Here is an 18,884-nt window from a genome sequence, read left to right as displayed (position 1 = left end):
CTGGCCCGGACGGCATACGCCCCAAGGGGTTTGAGGGTGAGGTCGAGGGTGAAGGTCTCAGAAGGTGGCGACGATGTCGAGGGCCCGCTGTAGGTCCTCGGGATAGGGGCTCTCGAAGTGGACGTAGTCACCGGTGCCGGGGTGCTCGAACCCGAGCCCCACGGCGTGCAACCACTGCCGGTCGAGCTTCAACCTCGCCGCGAGCTTCGGGTCGGCGCCATACATCGGGTCGCCGCAGCACGGGTGGTGCAGCGCAGCGAAGTGCACCCTGATCTGGTGGGTGCGCCCGGTCTCGAGATGGATGTCGAGCAGGCTCGCGTGCCGGAACGCCTCGATCACCTCGTAGTGCGTGACCGACGGCTTGCCGTTCTTCATGACCGCGAACTTGTAGTCGTGCCCCGGGTGGCGCCCGATCGGGGCGTCGATCGTGCCGACGACCGGGTCGGGCAGCCCCTGCACGAGCGCGTGGTAGGTCTTGTCGACGGTGCGGCTGCGGAAGGCCTGCTTGAGTCGGGAGTAGGCGGACTCGCTCTTGGCGACGACCATGAGGCCCGACGTGCCGACATCGAGGCGACTGACGACCCCCTGGCGCTCGGGGGCGCCCGAGGTCGAGATGCGGTAGCCGGCCGCGGCCAGCCCGGAGACGACATCGGGTCCGACCCAGCCCACGCTCGGGTGGGCGGCGACGCCGACCGGCTTGTCGACCACGACGATGTCGTCGTCGTCGTGCACGATCGTCATGCCCGGCACCGGCTGGGCGACGATCTCGAGGCGCGGGGTGTCCTCCGGGCGCGGCAGCGACACCTCGAGCATGGCGCCGGCCGAGAGCCGCTCCGACTTGGCGACGGTCTTGCCGTCGAGGGCGATGTGGCCGTCGGCGGCGAGGTCGGCCGCCTTGGTGCGCGACACCCCGAAGAGGCGCGCGACTCCGGCGTCGACCCGCTCCCCCTCGAGTCCGTCGGGGACGAGGACGGTGCGCACGTCAGGCACGGTCACCACCTGCCCGAGAGGCAGAGTCGGTCTCGGCGGGGGCCTCCGCGTGGGTCTCGGCGTCCGCAGCGGCTGCCGCGCGCACGTCGCGGTCTCGCCGCCCGTCGACCCCGATGCCGAGCAGCGCGAGCAGCACGATGAGGGCGGCCGCGCCGACGATCCAGATGTCGGCGACGTTGCCGATGAACCACCGGTTGTAGTCGAGGAAGTCGACGACGTGCCCCTGCCCGCCACCCGGGGGCCGCACGAAGCGATCGGTGAGGTTGCCGAGGGCCGCGCCGAGCAGCAGGCCGAGCGCGATGGCCCAAGCCCGGGAGCCGAGCCCCTTGGCGACGAAGATGATGGCGACGAGCACCCCGACCGCGATGGCCGTCATGATCCACGTGTTGCCGGCTCCGAGCGAGAGCGCGGCACCGGGGTTGAAGATGAGCTTGAAGCGGATGACGTCACCGATGAAGGGGCGGGGCTGGCCGTCGGCCAGCGCGCTGAGCGCGATCGCCTTGGTCACCTGGTCGGTGACGTAGGCCATCACCGCCACGAGGGCGAGCAGGGCGAAGAGCCGCCGCCGCTTCTGCGGCGAGGGGCGCCCGGGGTTCGGCGCCGCGTCGGCGTCCGAGGGGGTATGCCGCGTGGCGCGCTCGGGCGCGGCGGCGGGCTGGTCGTCGGGGCTGGACGCGCCGTCGACGCCCCTGGGGGGCGTCGACGTGGCGGGGTCCGGGGTCAGTGGCGAGCGTGCTTCTCCTGGCATGGCATGCACAGGGTCGCACGAGGACGGGCCTGAAGTCGAAGTTTGCCGATCGGGTTGCCGCAGTTCTCGCAGATCCCGTAGGTCCCCGCCTCGAGCTGCTCGAGGGCGTGCTCGGCCTGGAGCAGGCCCGCGCGGGCGTTGGCGGCGACGGAGATCTCGTGGGCACGCTCAGCGGTCTTGGACCCGGCATCGGCCTGGTCGTCGCCCGCCCCGTCGCCACTGGCGCGGAGCACCTCGTCGAGCTCTCGCTCGGCGACCTCGACCTCGGCGCGGTGCTCCTTGATCTCGTCGATGAGGATCTGGCGCACCTCGGCGATCTCGGCCTCGCTCCAGGGGGACTCGTCGTCCTTGACCCGCAGTCGAGCAGCAGCCCGCTTGGACGGGGTCTTGGCGGCGGTCTTCGTCGTGGACGTCGCGGCGGTGGTGCTCGCGCCTCGGGGCGCTGCGGTGGAGCTGGTGGTCACAGGTGCCTTCTTGGTGGCTCGGGTGGCCCGCGGCGACGCCGCGGGGGTGGCTGCGGTCTTCGTACCCGATCGGGTGCCGGACGCTGCCGAGGACGCGGACTTTGTCGTCGACTTCTTCGTCGCCCGGGTCGCCGTGGCGGCGGTCGGCGGCGCGGCTTGTGCCGCAGGCGATTTCGCGGCTCGCTTCGTCGCGGAGGCGGACGCGGGGCTCGCCGGGCTCTTGGTCGTGGTCTTCGCTGCGCTCGTGGCAGCTGTCTTCCTGGTGGTTTTCGCCGTGGTCTTCGTGGTGGTCTTCGTCGGTGTCGTGGCGGCCCTCTTCGCGGCCGCGGCCTTCGTCGCCGGCGCCGCCTTCTTGGCCGGCGCCGGCTTCTTGGCCGGCGCCGCCTTCTTGGCCGGCGCCGCCTTCGTCGCTGGGGCCGACTTCGCGGCAGAGGCAGCCTTCTTCGACGCCGCCTTCTTCGCCGGGGCCGTCTTCTTCGACGTGGCCGCCTTCTTCGTCGGGGCCGTCTTCTTCGACGTGGCAGTCTTCTTCGCGGCGGTCGGCGCCTCGGGCGTGTCGGTCGCGGAGCCCGACGTCGTCGCCCGGGCCACAGCCGCCTTCACGGAGTTCACCGTCGCCCGCACGGCCGAGCCGACCCTCGAGGTCGTCGACCGCGACGGGGCATCCGTCGTCGCGGCGGGCTTGGCGCTCGCCTTCCTGCTGGCCTTCGCGCTGGCCTTGGTGGCCGCCTTCGTGGCAGGGGACGCAGGTCTCTTCGACGCCGTCCCGGGCGCGGCCTTGCGCGCGGCCGTCGTCTTGGCCGCTGTGCCCTTCGCTGCTGTGCTTCCGGACGCTGCGCTCTTAGCCACCATTGGACCCAGACCCTTCGTCGCTCACGCTGTCGACGTGGACAAGTGGGGCCGACAATAAGCCCCCGGCGCGCCGTGCACAAACGCGAAACGCCAGCAGCGACGGAACAGTTCGCGGCGTGACGGACAAACACCGACCGCCCGGGAGTTTCCGGACGGTCGGTGTGGTGTCTGTCGGGTGACCCGTGCGGTCAGCCGGTGTCAGCTCTGGTTGCCGGCGCGCGCGGGCTCCTGCATGCTGCCGTCGAGGTCGTGCAGCTGACCCTCGATGTAGGACTTGAGGTTGCTGCGGTAGTTCTTCTCGAAGCCGCGCAGCTCCTCGATCTTGCGGTCGAGCAGGCCCTTCTGCTTGTCGAGCTCCTCGAGCAGGGCCGCCTTCTTCTGCTGGGCCTCGGCCACCATGCCGGTCGAGCGCTCGCGCGCCTCCGTCAGCATCTGGTCGCGCTGCTCGGCTGCCTCGGCGAGCATCTTGTCGCGCTCGGTCGACGCCTGGGCCAGCATCTGCTCGCGCTCGGCAGATGCCTCGGCTGCGAGCCGCTCGGCCTCCTGGGTGACCTCGTCGTGTCGGGCCTGAGCGGCGCCGATGAGCTCGTCGTGCTTGGCCTGGCCCGTCGACAGCAGCTCGGAGTGACGGCCCTCGGCCTCGGAGATGAGCTCGTTGCGACGCGACTCACCGGCCGCGACGTGCTCGTCGTGCAGGCGCTGGGCGAGCGCGATGACACCGGCGGCGTCGAGGTTAGCCGTGCCCGTCGAGGCGGCCGTGGCCGCCGGCGACGCCGCGGCGGCCTCTGCGTTGGTGGTGGCGCGCGAGGCACGCTCCTCGGCGGCGCGGGCCTCGGCCTCGGCTGCGCGGGCGTTCTCCTGTGCCTGGTTCAGCTTGGCCTCGGCATCGGCCACCTGCGTGTTGAGCTGGGTGAGCTTCGCCTGGGCCTCGTCGAGGGCCGTGTTGTCGACGGCCGACTTGGCTGCGGCCTCGGCGCGCTCCGCCTCGGCCTTGGCACGCTCGATGCGCTCCCGAGCGGCCCGCTCGGCGTTGTCGGCGTCTGCCTTGGCCTTGGCCGCGCGGTCGGCGGCCGCCTTGAAGGCGCGCTCGGCGTCCTGGATCTTGGCGGTGAGACCACCGAGCTTCGCGTCGTCACCGGGCCGTCCGACGACCGGCATGGCGGCGGTCGCACCGTCGGCACGCACCGCCCCCTGGTTCTTGCTCGCGCGGCAGTCGTTGAGCTGCTTCAGGTAGTCGTCACGCTGCTCGATGAGCGAGCGCATCTCGGCCACGATTTCGTCGAGGAAGTCATCGACATCCCTCTCCTCGTAGCCACGACGGAACTGCGTGGTCTGGAAGTGCTTGTTCAGCACCTGTTCCGGCGTAAGCGCCATGTGTCACCTCGATACAGACGGAGTGGATCAGGTCAACGGTATCTAACGAAGAGGTCACGAACCAAAGCCGCACCCTCCTACGGTGCTGGCTGACCCTGTGGGGTCCACCCCTCGGACAAGTGGACCACCATGCGGACAGATGACAGCGGTCAGAACATGCTCGGCACGTTGAGCGCGAGCGAGGTGAGGAGCATGAGGACGAGGAAGCTGAGGTCGAGGCGCACTCCCCCGAGGCTGGGCGAGGGAATCACCTTGCGCAGCGCGCGAAGCGGCGGATCGGTCACGGTGTAGATGCCCTCGGCGACGACCAAGACGATGCCGCTGGGCCGCCACGAGCGCGCCAGCACCTGCACCCAGTCGATGATGAACCGGCCGATGAGTGCGATGAAGAAAGAGAAGACGACCACGCCGTAGATCGCCCAGAACACGTCCATGCCCGTCAGTGTCGCTGATGAAGCGCGGCGAGTCGACGCCGGGGTCGACTCGCGTCAGCTCTGGTTGAAGAAGCCGCGGGTCGAGACGGTCGGGGTCTCGGGCTCATCGGCTGCGATCTCGACGTGCGAGGGCGAGAGCAGGAAGACCTTGGAGGTGACCCGCTCGATCGTGCCGTGCAGGCCGAAGACGAGACCCGCGGCGAAGTCGACGAGACGCTTGGCGTCCGCGTCGTCCATGTCGCTGAGGTTCATGATCACTGGCACGTTGTCGCGGAACCACTCGCCGATGTTCTTGGCCTCGTTGTAGGTGCGCGGGTGGATCGTCGTGATCCGGTTGAGCGAACCGACCTCGGGGTCGCGCACGACGGCCGCGACGGGCCGGCGGGTCGGGAGCTGCGTCACGGCAGCGGTGTGCTCGGAGACGTCCGTCGAACCGACGCGGTCCGAGCGGTCGGACTCGTCGTCGTAGCGGTCGGACTCGTCGTAGGACTCGTAGTCGTCATAGCGCTCACGGTCCTGCCTCTGGTCCTCCTCGCTGAGTCCGAGGTACACCATCGTCTTGCGCAGTGCCCCTGCCATGCCAACTCCCCAAACCGTTCGGATTCCAGTGGGTTCGACGTTACAGAAGTGACGGCCGTGATCCGAGGATTGCGGTTCCGACACGCAGGTGTGTTGCTCCGTGTCGCACCGCCGCCTCGAGGTCGCCGCTCATCCCGGCAGAGATCCAGTCGGCTCGGGGGTGCCGCTGTCGTATGCCGTCCGCGACCTCGCGCAGCCGGGCGAAGGCCGCGTCGGGGTCGGCTCCCAGGGGGGCGACCGCCATGACTCCGCGCAGGCGCAGCAGGTCACGCACCGCGACGGCGTCGGCCAGCGCGTCGGCGTCCTCGGGGCGCAGGCCGCCGCGGGCGGTGGCGACCCCGCCCGAGCCGTCGCCCGGCGTGGGGTCGAGGTCGACCTGCAGGAGCACGTCGAGGTGCCGGTCGGCCGCGTGCGCCCCTCGGTCGAGGGCACTGACGAGGCGAGGACGGTCGACCGACTGCACGACGTCGGCGTAGGAGGCGACGTGTCCGGCCTTGTTGGTCTGCAGCTGGCCGATGAAGTGCAGCACGAGGTCGGCCGGGCCCGTCTCCCCCAGGGCGGCCCGCACCTGGGCGAACTTCTCCCCCGCCTCCTGGTTGCGGTTCTCACCGAAGTGGCGCACCCCCAGGTCGTGGAGCAGGAGCACGTCGGACGCCGGGAAGAACTTCGTCACGACGATGAGGGTGACCTCGCCCGGGTCGCGTCCGGCATCGGCGCACGCGCGCTCGACCCTGGCCCGCACCGCGCCGAGACCGGTGGCGAGCTCGTCGCGACGGCGTGGGTCTGCACTCATCGACGTGCCTCCTGGGGCAGGCTCACGACGCCGGCGAAGCGGCCGGTGACGCCGTCGCGGCGGTAGGAGTAGAGGCTCGACGTCTCGCGCGTGCATCCCGGGATCCATTGCACCGCAACGGATGTGGACACCAGCTGCTCGACGACCCCCGCTGCGACGTCGATGGCCGGCGTGCCGGTCCACGACCTCGCCGCCGACGATGCCGAGACCGCCGCCGCGGCGGCTGCCATGTCGGCGGGCACCTCGTAGCAGCGACCGCACACGGAGGGGCCCACCGTGGCGACGATGGTCTCGGCGCCCAGGTCGCGCATCGCGTCGACCGCCCGCCCCACGATCCCGGACGTCATGCCGGGCCGGCCGGCGTGGACGGCTCCGACCACGCCGGCCTCGCGGTCGTGCAGGAGCACGGGCACGCAGTCGGCGACCAGCACCCCGAGGGCCAGCCCCGTCGTGCGGGTGACGACGGCGTCGACCGGCGGCGAGGCGCCCGTCGGGGGGCCCGACACCTCGGCCACGTCGCTTCCGTGGACCTGGTTCATGAGGACCAGGTGGTCGCGGGGCACGCCCACCGCTGCCGCGAGGGCCTCGCGGTTGGCCTCGACCGCGGCGGGGTCGTCGCCGACGTGACCGCCGAGGTTGAGCCCGGCATACGGTCCGGTGCCGCGACCCGCGGAGCGGTCGGTGAAACCGAGCTCGACGACACCGCCGGACCCGGTCCGGTCGAGGGTCGAGCGCCAGTGGAACACGACGACAACCTATCGAGCGCGGTGGGTCCGGCGGGTCAGCGGGGGCCGGAGGCTGGGCCGCCTACTTGAGGAAGTCGGGCACGTCGAGGTCGTCGCCCTCGTCGAAGGTGACCTGCCGCGGCGGCTGCTGGACCGGCACCTGCTGGCGAGGGGCCTCGGCCGGCGCGGGACGGGACTCGCCCCCGGTCGGCGCGGGGGCCGCGTGCTGCGGGCCGGAGTGCTGCGGTGCGGGCTGCTGCGGAGCCTGCGCCGGCGGGGCGGTGGGGGCCGGGCGCTGCGGGGCGGACTCGGCCGGAGCCGCTGACCGCCCCATGACCTGGCCCAGCGCCCGCTCGTCGTCGCGGTGGGTCGGGCCGCCCGCGTCGAAGCCGGCGGCGATGACGGTGACGCGCACCTCGTCGCCGAGGGCGTCGTCGATGACCGCACCGAAGATGATGTTGGCCTCGGGGTGCGCGGCCTCCTGCACGAGGCGTGCCGCCTCGTTGATCTCGAAGAGACCCAGGTCGGACCCGCCCTGGACCGAGAGCAGCACACCGTGCGCGCCGTCGATCGAGGCCTCGAGCAGCGGTGAGCTGATCGCGAGCTCGGCGGCCTGGACGGCGCGGTCCTCGCCGCGGGCCGAGCCGATGCCCATGAGAGCGGAGCCGGCGCCCTGCATGACCGACTTGACGTCGGCGAAGTCGAGGTTGATCAGGCCGGGCGTCGTGATGAGGTCGGTGATGCCCTGCACGCCCGAGAGGAGCACCTGGTCGGCCGAGCGGAACGCGTCCATCATCGAGACGTTGCGGTCGCTGATCGACAGCAGCCGGTCGTTGGGGATGACGATGAGGGTGTCGACCTCCTCGCGGAGGCTCCCGATGCCGGAGTCGGCCTGGTTGGCGCGCCGCCGGCCCTCGAAGGTGAACGGGCGGGTGACGACGCCGATCGTGAGCGCGCCGATGCCGCGGGCGATGCGGGCGACGACCGGCGCCCCGCCGGTGCCCGTGCCGCCACCCTCGCCTGCGGTGACGAAGACCATGTCGGCGCCGCGGAGCACCTCCTCGATCTCCTCGGCGTGGTCCTCGGCGGCCTTCTTGCCGACCTCAGGGTCAGCGCCGGCGCCGAGGCCCCGGGTGAGCTCGCGGCCCACGTCGAGCTTGACGTCGGCGTCGCTCATGAGCAGCGCCTGCGCGTCGGTGTTGATGGCGATGAACTCGACACCCTTGAGGCCGACCTCGATCATGCGGTTGATCGCATTGACGCCGCCGCCGCCGATGCCGACGACCTTGATGACGGCCAAATAGTTCTGCGGTGCTGCTGCCACGGGAGTGGGCCTTCCTGACTGGTGGTGCCGGTCCTGCCTGCGTCGGTCGTGCTGGTTTGCGTCCTCGGGACCCTCGGCCCTCGCCGGACGTCGACCCAAACCTTAACCGTGGAGGTGAGAGTTACAGTTTGGTCACGAACCAGTGCCCCGACGGTATGCCGTGGGCGTTGCGTGGATCAACCCACCGTGCGGCGTGTCGCCGGGCGGATCGCCCCATTTCGGTGGCGCGGGTCTCATCAGCCCCTGCAACCCCATCCGCCACGGACGTCTCAGCGTGTCACCGGTGATCCCGGCACACTCACATCGATCGTCGAGCCCGGCTGCGAGACGAGGACGGCCACGAGCTTGGCCTTGGTGGCGCCGTCGCCGGAGCCTCCCCAGACGATCGTCTTGGTCGCGTCCTTGACCTTGAGCCGGAAGCTGACCTGGTCGGCCTCGGACACGGTGACGCCCGAGACGGTGCGGCGCAGCGCAGGCTCGAGCGAGCCGAGCGCCTGCAGCGCCGCGGTGACACCAGCCCTCGTCACGGTGGCCGCTCCGGACGCCACGACGGGCACGCCGGCGGGGGGCGAGGCGACCCTGGCGAACACGACCCCCTCGGCGTCGACGAGCTCGACCCGACCGCCGGCTCCCCGGACCGCGAGCACCGCCACCCGAGGCGTGACGTCGATGACGACCGTGTGGGGCAGGCTGCGTGACACCGACACCTCACGCCACGCCTTGCCCGCGACGAGCCGCTCCTGGACCGCGTCGGTGTCGACGCGCATGACCGGACCCCCGAGGGGCACCGCCGCGACCTGTCGCACCTGTGCGGCGGCCGCGCCCGAGGCGCCCCGCACCTCGACGGCCGTGGCGGTGAAGACGCTGCTGAACCAGCCCAACCAGACCACGAGACCGAGGAGCAGCAGCAGCGCGACGCCGATGCCGATGAGCAGCCGCGGCCGGCGCCGGGCGGCGGCCGCCCGCCGCTCGAAGCGGCGCCGGGAGGAGGCGAGGCCACGGCCGGCCACCCTCGTGGCGCGGCTCGTCCTCCAGCCGGCCGCCGGAGATGCCGATGAGCCCGATGCCCCCGAGGGGTCGGGCGTGGGTCGTGCCGCGCGCGACCGGGTGGAGCGGTCGAGCATCACGGCGCACCCTCCAGCAGCCTCAGCACCTCGGGGCCGACCATGGTGACGTCACCGGCACCCACCGTCAGCACGAGGTCGCCGGGCCGCGCGAGGTCGACGACGACCTCGGCGACCTCCGACCACGACGGCACGTAGCGCACCCCCGCGCCGGGACGGGCCCGGCTGACGGCATCGGCCACGAGCTGGCCGGAGACCCCGGGCAGCGGGTCCTCCCGGGCGGCGTAGACGTCCATCACGACGACCTCGTCGGCCGGGGCCAGCCCGGCACCGAGCTCGTTCGCGAAGTCGCGGGTGCGGCTGTAGAGATGGGGCTGGAAGACGACGATGAGGCGACCGGCGTCGCCCACGAGAGCCTTGGCCGTCTCGACGACGGCGGCCACCTTGCCCGCGTTGTGGGCGTAGTCGTCGACGACGACGACACCACCCTGCTCGCCCTTGGGCTCGAACCGACGGCGCGTGCCGGTGAAGGACGCCAGCCCGGCGAGGATGCACTCGGGGTCCTGGCCCAGCCCGTGCACCGCGGCAGCGTAGGCGGCTGCAGCGTTGAGGGCGTTGTGGCGCCCGGGCACACCCAGCGACATCCGCCGCGTCTCCCCCGTCGTGGCGGCGTCGGTCAGCGTGACCGACGAGGTGAGTCCGTCGGCGACGTGGTCGGCGAGGACGACGTCGGCACCCGGGTCGAAACCGTAGGTGATGACCCGCACACCCAAGGACCGGGCGCGGTCGGCGAGGCCCCGTGCACCGGTGTCGTCGGCGCACGTCACGAGCAGGCCGCCGGGCCGGATCGTGCCGACGAACGCGTCATAGGCGGCCTCGACAACTGTGAAGTTGAGGTAGAAGTCGAGGTGATCAGGCTGCACGTTCGTCACGATCGCCACCTCGGGGTGGTAGACCACGAAGGATCCGTCACTCTCGTCGGCCTCCACGACGAAGATGTCGTCACTGCCGTCGTGGGCGTTCGTGCCGTGCTTGGCGAGCTCGCCGCCGACGGCGAACGACGGGTCGAGGCCACAGCCCTGCAGCGCGACCGTGAGCAGGGAGGTCGTCGTGGTCTTGCCGTTGGCGCCCGCGACGGCGACCGGACGTCGGTCTCCCATGAGCGACGCGAGCCCCTGGGCCCGGTGGAGCACGGGGACGCCGCGCTCACGGGCCGCGACGAGCTCGACGTTGTCGTCGCGGATCGAGGAGCTCATGACCACGGCGTCGGCCCGCTCCTGGTGCCCCTCGTGGAAGCCGACCCAGACCGACGCGCCCTCGGCCTCGAGGGCCCTGAGCACGGGCACCTCCTTGGCATCGCTGCCGGTGACGGCGATGCCCCGCGCGAGCATGATGCGGGCGACTCCCGACATGCCGGCGCCCCCGATGGCCAGGAAGTGGACGCGGCCCAGTCCGGCCGCGTCGGGCACCGGCGCGGTGAAGTCGAAGCGGGCCGCGGCGAAGGGGTGCTCGACGCTCGGTGTCGCGCTCATGTGCGTGCCCCGGACGCCGCGTCGTCGACCATGTCGGCGAGCAGCTCGTCGGCCCGAGGCTCGCCCAGCTCTCGGGCGCGGCGACCCATCTCGAGGAGCCGCTCGGTGTCGGCCGCGAGTCCGAGCAGGTGGGCGTCGATCCAGGCGGGCGTGAAGTCGGCGTCGTCGACGAGCAGTCCCCCGCCCGCCGCGACGACATCGGCGGCGTTGAGGCGCTGCTCGCCGTTGCCGACGGGCAGCGGCACGTAGACGGCGGGCAGGCCCACCGCGGTCAGCTCGCACACCGTGTTGGCGCCGGATCGTGCGACCACGAGGTCGGCGGCGGCATACGCGAGCTCCATGCGGTCGGCATAGGGCACGACGACGTAGGACGCTCCCGAGGGCGACGGGTCGGGCTCGAACTCCTTGCCGAGCCCGGTGACGTGCAGCACCTGGATGCCGGCGTCCCCGAGCTGGGCCGTGCGGGCCCGGAAGGCGTCGTTGAGGCGCTGGGCGCCGAGCGACCCGCCGGTGACGAGCAGGGTGGTGCGACTCGGGTCGAGCCCGAAGTGGGCGGCAGCCTCGGGTCGCAGAGCTGCGCGGTCGAGCGTGGCGACCTCGCGCCTAAGCGGCATACCGATCCGCCGGGCGTGGGCCAGCGCGGTGCCCGAGAAGGTGGTGGCGACGTGCCGGCTCCAGCGAGCCCCGAGCCGGTTGGCGATGCCGGCGCGGGCGTTCTGCTCGTGGACGACGATCGGCACGCCCCGGCGCCGCGCGGCGAGGTAGGCGGGCGTGCTGACGTAGCCACCGAAGCCGACGACCACCTGGGCAGAGGTCTCGTCGATCGCCGTCCCCGCGGCGGCGACGGCGGCGCGGAGGTTGCCCGGAAGGCGCAGCAGGTCACCACTCGGGCGACGGGGCAACGGGACCTTGGGCACGAAGCGCAGGTCGATGCCGCGGGCCGGCACGAGGCGAGCCTCGAGACCCTCGCGGGTGCCGAGCGCGGTGATGCGCACGTCGGGGTGGCGGCGCCTCAGGGCATCGGCGAGCGAGAGCAGCGGCGACACGTGGCCGGCACTGCCCCCTCCCGCGAGCAGGACGGAGGTGGGGGTGGACAGCGGGATCACCGACTTCTGCGACGGGACGCGATCGACAGCGGCCGTGACGGGAGCACGGCGAGCGACCGGCGGAGCATGCTGGGACGGGCGTCGAGCAGGGCCTTGCAGCCGGGCTCGCTGCGCGCGAAGGAGAGCAGGATGCCGAGGGCGAGCAGCGTCGTCACGAGTGAGGAGCCGCCGGCCGAGACGAGCGGCAGGGGCACGCCGATGACCGGGAAGAGGCCGATGACGGCGCCGATGTTGATGATGGCCTGCCCGATGAGCCACGCCATGATGCCAGTGCCCGCGATCCGCACGAATCGGTCCTGGGTGCGGCTGACGAGGCGGTAGCAGGCCCACGCCAGCACCGCGAAGAGCGCGAGGATCATCAGGGTGCCCGGCAGGCCGAGCTCCTCACCGATGATCGCGAAGATGAAGTCGTTGTGGGCCTCCGAGAGCCACTCCCACTTCTCCTTGGACGCGCCGAGCCCGACGCCCCACCACCCGCCGTCGGCGAGGGCATACATGCCGTGCACCGACTGGCCGCACATGCCGTTGGGGTCGGACTGGCAGGCGGGGTCGAAGAAGTCGGCGATGCGGCCCATGCGGTTGCTGCTCGTGTAGACCAGGACGGCGACGCCCGCCGCCCCGAGCAGGCCGCCGATGGCGAAGAGCCGCTTGGAGGCGCCGGCGACCGCGAGGACCCCGGCGATGATGACGAGGAAGACCATCGCCGTGCCGAGGTCGTGACCGGCGAGCACGAGCGCGAGCACGACGGTCGAGATGGGCACGAGGTAGGGCAGCACGACGTGCATCGTGCTCGCCATGCGGGCCGACTTGTTGGCGAAGATGAGGGCACCGACGAGCACGAGCGCGAGCTTGGCGAACTCCGACGGCTGGAACTGCAGGGGGCCGATCGCGAGCCAGTTGCGGTTGCCGTTGACCATCTTGCCGAAGGGGATGACGGCCGCGAGGAGCCCGATGGACAGGACGAGGATCGGGAAGGCGAGCCGCTTCCACCACCGCAGGTCGAGGCGGCTGGCGAAGGCCGCGAGGATGCCGCCGACGACGGCGAAGGCGAACTGCCGCACGAAGACTGCGTAGGACGCCTGGTCGGCCAGCAACGACTCCACGCTCGAGGCGGAGAAGACCATGATGAGGCCGATGACGACGAGGGCCCCGGTCGCGCCGAGCAGCAGGTAGTAGGTCGTGATCGGCGACTCGAGCTTGCCGATGACGGGCAGCGACTGGACGCCTGAGGCGGCGGAGGCGGGCTGGTCCGTCTTGGCCTTGGTGCTGGTCTTGGTGCTGACCTTGGCGTTGGTCGTGGTGGTGCTCACTCCAGCCCTCCGGAGGCCGCCTCGTGCCGTCGGACCGCCTCCTCGAAGGCGTCGCCGCGGGCACCGTAGTTGGTGAACATGTCCATCGACGCCGCTGCGGGGGCGAGCAGGACGACGTCACCCGGCTGGGCGAGTCGCGCTGCCTGCGTGACGACCCGGTCCATGACCCCAGTGTCGGTGTCGGGCAGGTCGATGACGCGGACATCCGGCGCGTGTCGGGAAAGGGCCGCCGCGATCTGCGCGCGATCGGCGCCGATGAGCACGACGCCGCGCAGGCGTGAGGCCATCTCCTCGACGAGGCTGTCGACGTCGGCGCCCTTGAGCAGTCCGCCCGCGATCCACACGACGGAGTCGAAGGAGCGGATGGCGGCTGCGGCCGCGTGGGGGTTGGTCGCCTTGGAGTCGTTGACGAAGCGCACCCCGCGCACCGTCGCGATCTCGGCGATGCGGTGCCGGTCGGGCCGGAAGGCGCGAAGCCCGTCGCGCACGGCGATGGGGCCGACGCCGTAGGCCCGGGCGAGGGCGGCTGCGGCCAGGGCGTTGGCGATGTAGTGCGGCGCCGGCGGCGGGCCGTCGCCCTGCAGGTCGGCGAGCGTGCACAGCTCGGCGGCCGAGCGCTGCCGCTGCTCGACGAAGGCCCGGTCGGCGAGCACGTCCTCGACGACGCCGATCATCGACGGTGCGGGGATGCCGGTGGTGAAGCCGACGGCGCGGCAGCCCTCGACGACGCTCGCCTCCATCACGAGCTGCTCGGTCTGGATGTCCGCCACGTTGTAGATGCAGGCCAGGTGGGTGTTCTCGTAGATCTTGCCCTTGGCCCGGAGGTACTCGGCGTAGCCGCCGTGCCAGTCGAGGTGGTCGGGCGCGACGTTGAGCACGGCCGAGGCGACCGCGGAGATCGAGCGCTGCCAGTGCAGCTGGAAGCTCGAGAGCTCGACGGCCAGCACGTCGTAGGGCTCGGGGTGCAGGACGGCCTCGAGCAGGGGCGTGCCGATGTTGCCGGCGCTGGTCGCGCGCAGGCCACCGGCCCGCAGGATGGAGGCGAGCATGCCCACGGTCGTCGTCTTGCCGTTCGTGCCGGTCACGGTCAGCCAGGGAGCGGCACCCTCGGCTGCCCGCATGCGCCACGCGAGCTCGACCTCGCCCCACACCGGGATGCCCGACGTCGCCGCGGCCAGCATCAGGGGGTCGTGCGGGGGCACGCCGGGCGAGGTGACGACGAGCTGGGTGCCCGGGGGCGGCTCGCTCATGTGCTCGGGGCCGAGACGCACGTCGACGTCGAGGATCTCGAGGATCGTGGCGCGCTCGGTGATCGCCTCGGTGACGTCGCGCGACACGGCCGTCACCCGGGCGCCGCGCTCGGCGAGGGCGTCGGCGGCAGCGAAGCCGGACACGCCGAGGCCCACGACGAGCACCTGGATGCCGGACCAGTCGGCGTCGCGGTGGGTCAGCCCCTCCCGGGGCTCGTAGGTCGGGTCGAACGTCATTGCGATCCCACCACCCACTCGGCGTAGAAGATGCCCAGGCCGAGCGCGACGAAGAGCCCGGCGATGATCCAGAAGCGCACGACGACCGTCACCTCGTTCCACCCCACCATCTCGAAGTGGTGGTGGAGCGGTGCCATCCGCAACACCCGTTTACCGGTGGTCTTGAACGAGGCCACCTGGGCGACCACCGACAGCGTCTCGAGGACGAACATGCCGCCGAGGATGATGAGCAGCAGCTCGGTGTGGGTCGTGATCGCGAGGCCGGCCAGCGCGCCACCGAGGGCGAGCGAACCGGTGTCGCCCATGAAGATCTTGGCGGGCGTGGCGTTCCACCAGAGGAAGCCGAAGCAGGCGCCCATGCCCGCCGCCGCGACGAGCGCGAGGTCGTGGGAGTCGCGCACCTCGTAGCACTTGATGCCCGGGTTGGTCTGGCAGTTCTGGTTGTAGGTCCAGATGCTGATGAGCACGTAGGCGCCGAAGACCATCGTGCACACACCGGTCGCGAGCCCGTCGAGGCCGTCGGTGAGGTTCACGCCGTTGGAGGCTCCGGCGATCATGACGTTGGCGAAGATGACGAAGAGGATGACCCCGACGACGGTGCTCCCACCGAGGGCGAGGCTGATGTTGGTGTCGCGCACGAACGAGACGAGCAGCGAGGCGGGAGTGCGGTACTGCTCGTTGGGGAACTGCAGTGCGAGTCCGGCGAAGATGACGCCCACGAGCGTCTGGCCGATGAGCTTCTCCCGCGAGCGCAGTCCGAGGCTGCGCTGCTTGCTGATCTTGATGAAGTCGTCGAGGAAGCCGACGAAGCCGAGACCCGCCATGAGAAAGAGCACGAGCAGACCGCTCGCCGTGGGCGGGTTGAGGGTGAAGAGGTGGGCGAGGAAGTAGGCACCGAGGGTGGCGGCGAGGATGACCGCCCCGCCCATCGTCGGCGTGCCGCGCTTCGTGTGGTGCGACGTCGGGCCGTCGTCACGGATGAACTGGCCGTAGCCCCGCTTGACGAGGAACTTGATGAACAGCGGTGTGCCGAACAGCGAGATGAGCAGCGAGAACGACGCCGCGAGCAGGACGCCCTTCACGAGGTGACCACCTTGTCGCCCCGGGGTGCCGTGTCTCGACCGGCGAGGCGGTCACCCAGCCAGCGCAGGCCGCTGTCGCGGCTCGACTTCAGCAGGACGACGTCGCCGGGGGCGAGGTGCCCGTCGACGAGGTCGTGGGCGGCGTCGGTGTCGGGCACCCACTGCGCGCCCGGGAACGCGGCGGCGACGGGGCGGGCCCCCTCCCCCACGGCCACGAGGTGGTCGAAGCCCAGTCCGGCGGCATACGCCCCCACAGCCGTGTGCTCGGGCTCGCTGTCGTCGCCGAGCTCGAGCATGCCGCCGAGCACGGCCCAGCGCCGACCGGTGACGCTCATGGCGGCCACGGAGTCGAGCGCGGCGCGCATCGACTCGGGGTTGGCGTTGTAGGCGTCGTTGACGACGAGCACGCCGTCGGGTCGTTCGGTCAGCTCCATCCGCCACCGGCTCACGGCCTCGGCCGCCGACAGCCCGGCGGCCACCTGGTCGAGCGACAGCCCGAGCTCGAGGGCCGCGGCAGCGACGGCGAGTGAGTTGCCGACGTGGTGGGCACCGCTCTGGCGCAAGGTGATCCGGACGCTGCCTGCCGGCGCGACGAGGGTGTATGCCGCCCTGCCGAGCTCGTCGAGCACGACCTCCTCAGCGCGCACGTCGGCGTCGGGCGAGAGCCCGACGAGCTGCACGCGGCAGGCCAGACCGTCGCGCATGGCCGCCACGAGGGGGTCGTCGGCGTTGAGCACGGCCAGCCCCTCGGCGGGCACGGCCCGGGGCAGCTCGGCCTTCGCCGCGGCGATGTTGGCGCGCGAGCCGAACTCGCCGACGTGCGCGGTGCCGACGTTGAGCACGATGGCGACCTGGGGCGGCGCGATGCGGGTGAGGTAGTCGATGTGGCCGATGCCGCGCGCGCCCATCTCGGCGACGAGGAAGCGGGTCGTCGGGGTCACGCGGCACACCGTGAGGGGCACACCGATCTCGCCGTTGAGCGAGTTGACCGGCGCGACCGTCTCGGCGACCGACTCGAGCACGGCGGCGAGCAGGTCCTTGGTCGAGGTCTTGCCCGAGCTGCCGGTGATGCCGACGATGCGCAGCTCGGGGGCCCGGTCGACGACGCCGCGCGCGACGGCGCCGAAGGCGGTCTGCACGTCGTCGACGACGACCTGCGCCACGCCCTCGACCGCTCGCGAGGTGAGGGCGGCGACGGCACCGGCGGACACTGCCGCGTCCACGTAGGCGTGGCCGTCGGCGTGCTCGCCCACCCGGGCGACATAGAGACTGCCGGGGGTGACGTCGCGCGAGTCGGTGGTGACGACACCGTCGACGACGATGTCGTCGGGGGTGTCGGTCCCCACGAGCCGGCCCCCCGTGAGGTCGCGGATCTCGGCGAGGGTCAGCGCGATCACGAGCCGCCGCCGGGGCCCGTCGCGGCGCCGAGCGCGGCACCTAGGGCGGCGCGCACGGCCTCCCGGTCGTCGAACGGATGCTTCACTCCGTGGATCTCCTGACCCTTCTCGTGTCCCTTGCCGAGCACGACGACGGTGTCGACACCGTCGCCCGAGCCGGCCGCGAGGACGGCGATGGCGACGGCCTCGGCGATCGCGCTGGAGCGCGACCCGCCGTCGATGATGTCAGTTGCCCGGGCCTCGCCCGACCGCACCGTCTCGCGAGCGCCCGCGATGACCGCCTCGCGGATGTCGCCGGGCTCCTCCGAGCGGGGGTTATCGTCGGTGACCACGACGATGTCGGCACGCCGGGCGGCGGCTGCCCCCATGCCGGGGCGCTTGCCCCGGTCGCGGTCGCCGCCCGCTCCGAGCACCGCGATGAGCCGGCCCGAGGTCGAGGGCCGGAGCGCGTCGAGGGCGGCGTCGACCGCGTCGGGGGTGTGGGCGAAGTCGACGATGCACCGCGGCCCCTCGGGGCCACCGGGTGCCACGACCTCCATGCGGCCGGGCACGTCCGGTGGCACGGCCAGCGCCTGCTGCACCTGGGTCACCTCGAGCCCGAGGGTCAGCAGCGCGAGAGCCGCGAGGGCGGTGTTGGCGACGTTGAAGTGGCCGGGCAGGTGCGACACGAGCGAGAGCACCCGCTCGCCCCCGGTCTCACGCACCGCGAAGGAGCCACCGGCTCCCTCCTCGATGACCCAGTCGACGCCGTCTGCAGGGGCGGAGGCGAAGGTCACGGTCGGCACCGTCGCCTCGCGCGCCAGCCGCGCTCCCCAGGCATCGTCGACGCACACGACCGCGGCCCGTGAGCGAGCGGGCGTGAAGAGCGAGGCCTTGGCGGCGAAGTAGTCCTCCATGCTCGCGTGGAAGTCGAGGTGGTCCTGGGAGAGGTTGGTGAAGAGCGCGACGTCGTAGACAACCCCGTCGACCCGGTGCAGCTCGAGAGCGTGGCTCGAGACCTCCATGACGCACGCGTCGATGCCGCGCTCGCGCATCATGCCGAGCAGGGCGTGCAGGTCGGTCGCCTCGGGCGTCGTGCGCACGGAGTCGAGCCGCTCGTCGCCGATGCGGGTCTCGACGGTGCCGATGAGCCCGGTGCGCTGCCCGAGGGCGCGCAGCGCCGACTCGATGAGGTATGCCGTCGTCGTCTTGCCGTTGGTCCCCGTCACCCCCAGCGTGGTGAGGTCCTCGGCCGGGTGCCCGTAGACCGTCGCGGCGAGCGCACCGAGCACCTCTCGGGGGTGGGCTGCCACGAGCACCGGCACCTGCGGGGAGCCGGGTCGCTCGGGTCGCTCGAGTCCATGGAGGCGATCGAGGCCCGCCGCGTCGGTGAGCACCGCGACCGCCCCGGCGGCGATGGCCTCGCCCGCGAAGTCCGCGCCGTGGGCGTTGAACCCCGGGAGGGCGGCATACAGGTCACCGGCGGACACGGCCCGGCTGTCGAGGCTGACACCGGTGACGACGACGTCACCGACGGCAGGGTCCGAGGCAGCGAGTCGCAGCACGTCGCCGGACCCGGTCCTGGACGTCAGGTCGTCGAGCCGAACGCCCGAGGTGGCGGGTCGGAGGGGGGTAGGTGACACG

General features: G+C 72.0%; 18 protein-coding genes. 1 reads left to right on the top strand and 17 read right to left on the bottom strand.

What is annotated here, in order from left to right:
- Nucleotides 1–57: 57 nt before the first annotated feature.
- From LG278_RS09300 to LG278_RS09290, 3 genes are read right to left on the bottom strand one after another with little or no spacing between them, the layout of a single operon-like run.
- Nucleotides 58–990, bottom strand: coding sequence for an RluA family pseudouridine synthase (locus tag LG278_RS09300; RefSeq protein ID WP_404393127.1), 933 nt, complete (start codon nucleotides 988–990; stop codon nucleotides 58–60).
- The gene (locus LG278_RS09295; RefSeq protein ID WP_404393126.1) at nucleotides 983–1,738 is read right to left on the bottom strand and encodes a signal peptidase II; all 756 of its coding nucleotides are present in this window, start codon (nucleotides 1,736–1,738) and stop codon (nucleotides 983–985) included. The genes LG278_RS09300 and LG278_RS09295 overlap by 8 nt, the downstream gene beginning before the upstream one ends.
- Nucleotides 1,711–2,202, bottom strand: a complete 492-nt coding sequence (locus LG278_RS09290) for a TraR/DksA family transcriptional regulator (protein ID WP_404393124.1) — start codon at nucleotides 2,200–2,202, stop codon at nucleotides 1,711–1,713. The genes LG278_RS09295 and LG278_RS09290 overlap by 28 nt, the downstream gene beginning before the upstream one ends.
- 22 nt (nucleotides 2,203–2,224) lie before the next feature.
- Between LG278_RS09290 and LG278_RS09285 the strand changes: the two genes are divergently transcribed.
- On the top strand, nucleotides 2,225–3,112 hold the full coding sequence (locus LG278_RS09285) for a hypothetical protein (protein WP_404393122.1): 888 nt from the start codon (nucleotides 2,225–2,227) through the stop codon (nucleotides 3,110–3,112).
- A 140-nt stretch (nucleotides 3,113–3,252) separates the two neighbouring features.
- On the opposite strand, the gene LG278_RS09280 is transcribed toward LG278_RS09285, so the two are convergent.
- The 14 genes from LG278_RS09280 to LG278_RS09215 form a co-directional block, all read right to left on the bottom strand.
- Nucleotides 3,253–4,407 (bottom strand): DivIVA domain-containing protein, encoded by a 1,155-nt coding sequence (locus LG278_RS09280; protein ID WP_404393120.1) that lies wholly within the window; start codon nucleotides 4,405–4,407, stop codon nucleotides 3,253–3,255.
- Nucleotides 4,408–4,577: 170 nt separating this feature from the next.
- Nucleotides 4,578–4,862 (bottom strand): YggT family protein, encoded by a 285-nt coding sequence (locus LG278_RS09275; RefSeq protein WP_404393118.1) that lies wholly within the window; start codon nucleotides 4,860–4,862, stop codon nucleotides 4,578–4,580.
- A 54-nt stretch (nucleotides 4,863–4,916) separates the two neighbouring features.
- Nucleotides 4,917–5,441, bottom strand: coding sequence for a cell division protein SepF (locus tag LG278_RS09270; RefSeq protein WP_404393116.1), 525 nt, complete (start codon nucleotides 5,439–5,441; stop codon nucleotides 4,917–4,919).
- Nucleotides 5,442–5,481: 40 nt separating this feature from the next.
- Nucleotides 5,482–6,234: a YggS family pyridoxal phosphate-dependent enzyme gene (locus LG278_RS09265; RefSeq protein ID WP_404393114.1), complete on the bottom strand. Its 753-nt coding sequence runs from the start codon at nucleotides 6,232–6,234 to the stop codon at nucleotides 5,482–5,484.
- A complete protein-coding gene (gene pgeF, locus LG278_RS09260; RefSeq protein ID WP_404393112.1) occupies nucleotides 6,231–6,980 on the bottom strand; it encodes a peptidoglycan editing factor PgeF in 750 nt (249 codons plus the stop codon). The genes LG278_RS09265 and pgeF overlap by 4 nt, the downstream gene beginning before the upstream one ends.
- Before the next feature lie 61 nt (nucleotides 6,981–7,041).
- Entirely contained in the window at nucleotides 7,042–8,283 is a 1,242-nt protein-coding gene (ftsZ, locus tag LG278_RS09255; RefSeq protein ID WP_404393110.1) for a cell division protein FtsZ, read from the bottom strand.
- A gap of 269 nt (nucleotides 8,284–8,552) precedes the next feature.
- Complete coding sequence (locus tag LG278_RS09250) at nucleotides 8,553–9,407, bottom strand: cell division protein FtsQ/DivIB (RefSeq protein ID WP_404393595.1); 855 nt, start codon at nucleotides 9,405–9,407, stop codon at nucleotides 8,553–8,555.
- On the bottom strand, nucleotides 9,407–10,879 hold the full coding sequence (murC, locus tag LG278_RS09245; protein WP_404393108.1) for a UDP-N-acetylmuramate--L-alanine ligase: 1,473 nt from the start codon (nucleotides 10,877–10,879) through the stop codon (nucleotides 9,407–9,409). The genes LG278_RS09250 and murC overlap by 1 nt, the downstream gene beginning before the upstream one ends.
- Nucleotides 10,876–11,985 (bottom strand): undecaprenyldiphospho-muramoylpentapeptide beta-N-acetylglucosaminyltransferase, encoded by a 1,110-nt coding sequence (gene murG / locus LG278_RS09240; RefSeq protein WP_404393106.1) that lies wholly within the window; start codon nucleotides 11,983–11,985, stop codon nucleotides 10,876–10,878. The genes murC and murG overlap by 4 nt, the downstream gene beginning before the upstream one ends.
- Nucleotides 11,982–13,295, bottom strand: coding sequence for a putative lipid II flippase FtsW (ftsW, locus tag LG278_RS09235; protein ID WP_404393104.1), 1,314 nt, complete (start codon nucleotides 13,293–13,295; stop codon nucleotides 11,982–11,984). The genes murG and ftsW overlap by 4 nt, the downstream gene beginning before the upstream one ends.
- Nucleotides 13,292–14,782, bottom strand: a complete 1,491-nt coding sequence (gene murD, locus LG278_RS09230; RefSeq protein ID WP_404393102.1) for a UDP-N-acetylmuramoyl-L-alanine--D-glutamate ligase — start codon at nucleotides 14,780–14,782, stop codon at nucleotides 13,292–13,294. Before murD ends, ftsW begins: the two co-directional genes overlap by 4 nt.
- A complete protein-coding gene (gene mraY / locus LG278_RS09225; RefSeq protein ID WP_404393100.1) occupies nucleotides 14,779–15,864 on the bottom strand; it encodes a phospho-N-acetylmuramoyl-pentapeptide-transferase in 1,086 nt (361 codons plus the stop codon). The genes murD and mraY overlap by 4 nt, the downstream gene beginning before the upstream one ends.
- Nucleotides 15,861–17,261 (bottom strand): UDP-N-acetylmuramoyl-tripeptide--D-alanyl-D-alanine ligase, encoded by a 1,401-nt coding sequence (gene murF / locus LG278_RS09220; RefSeq protein WP_404393098.1) that lies wholly within the window; start codon nucleotides 17,259–17,261, stop codon nucleotides 15,861–15,863. The genes mraY and murF overlap by 4 nt, the downstream gene beginning before the upstream one ends.
- Entirely contained in the window at nucleotides 17,258–18,883 is a 1,626-nt protein-coding gene (locus tag LG278_RS09215) for a UDP-N-acetylmuramoyl-L-alanyl-D-glutamate--2,6-diaminopimelate ligase (RefSeq protein ID WP_404393096.1), read from the bottom strand. Before LG278_RS09215 ends, murF begins: the two co-directional genes overlap by 4 nt.
- Nucleotide 18,884: the final 1 nt, after the last annotated feature.

The sequence above is a fragment of the Humibacillus xanthopallidus genome, assembly GCF_044793955.1.
GTDB lineage: Bacteria > Actinomycetota > Actinomycetes > Actinomycetales > Dermatophilaceae > Humibacillus > Humibacillus xanthopallidus_C.
This window is presented reverse-complemented; position numbering and strand designations above follow the sequence as displayed.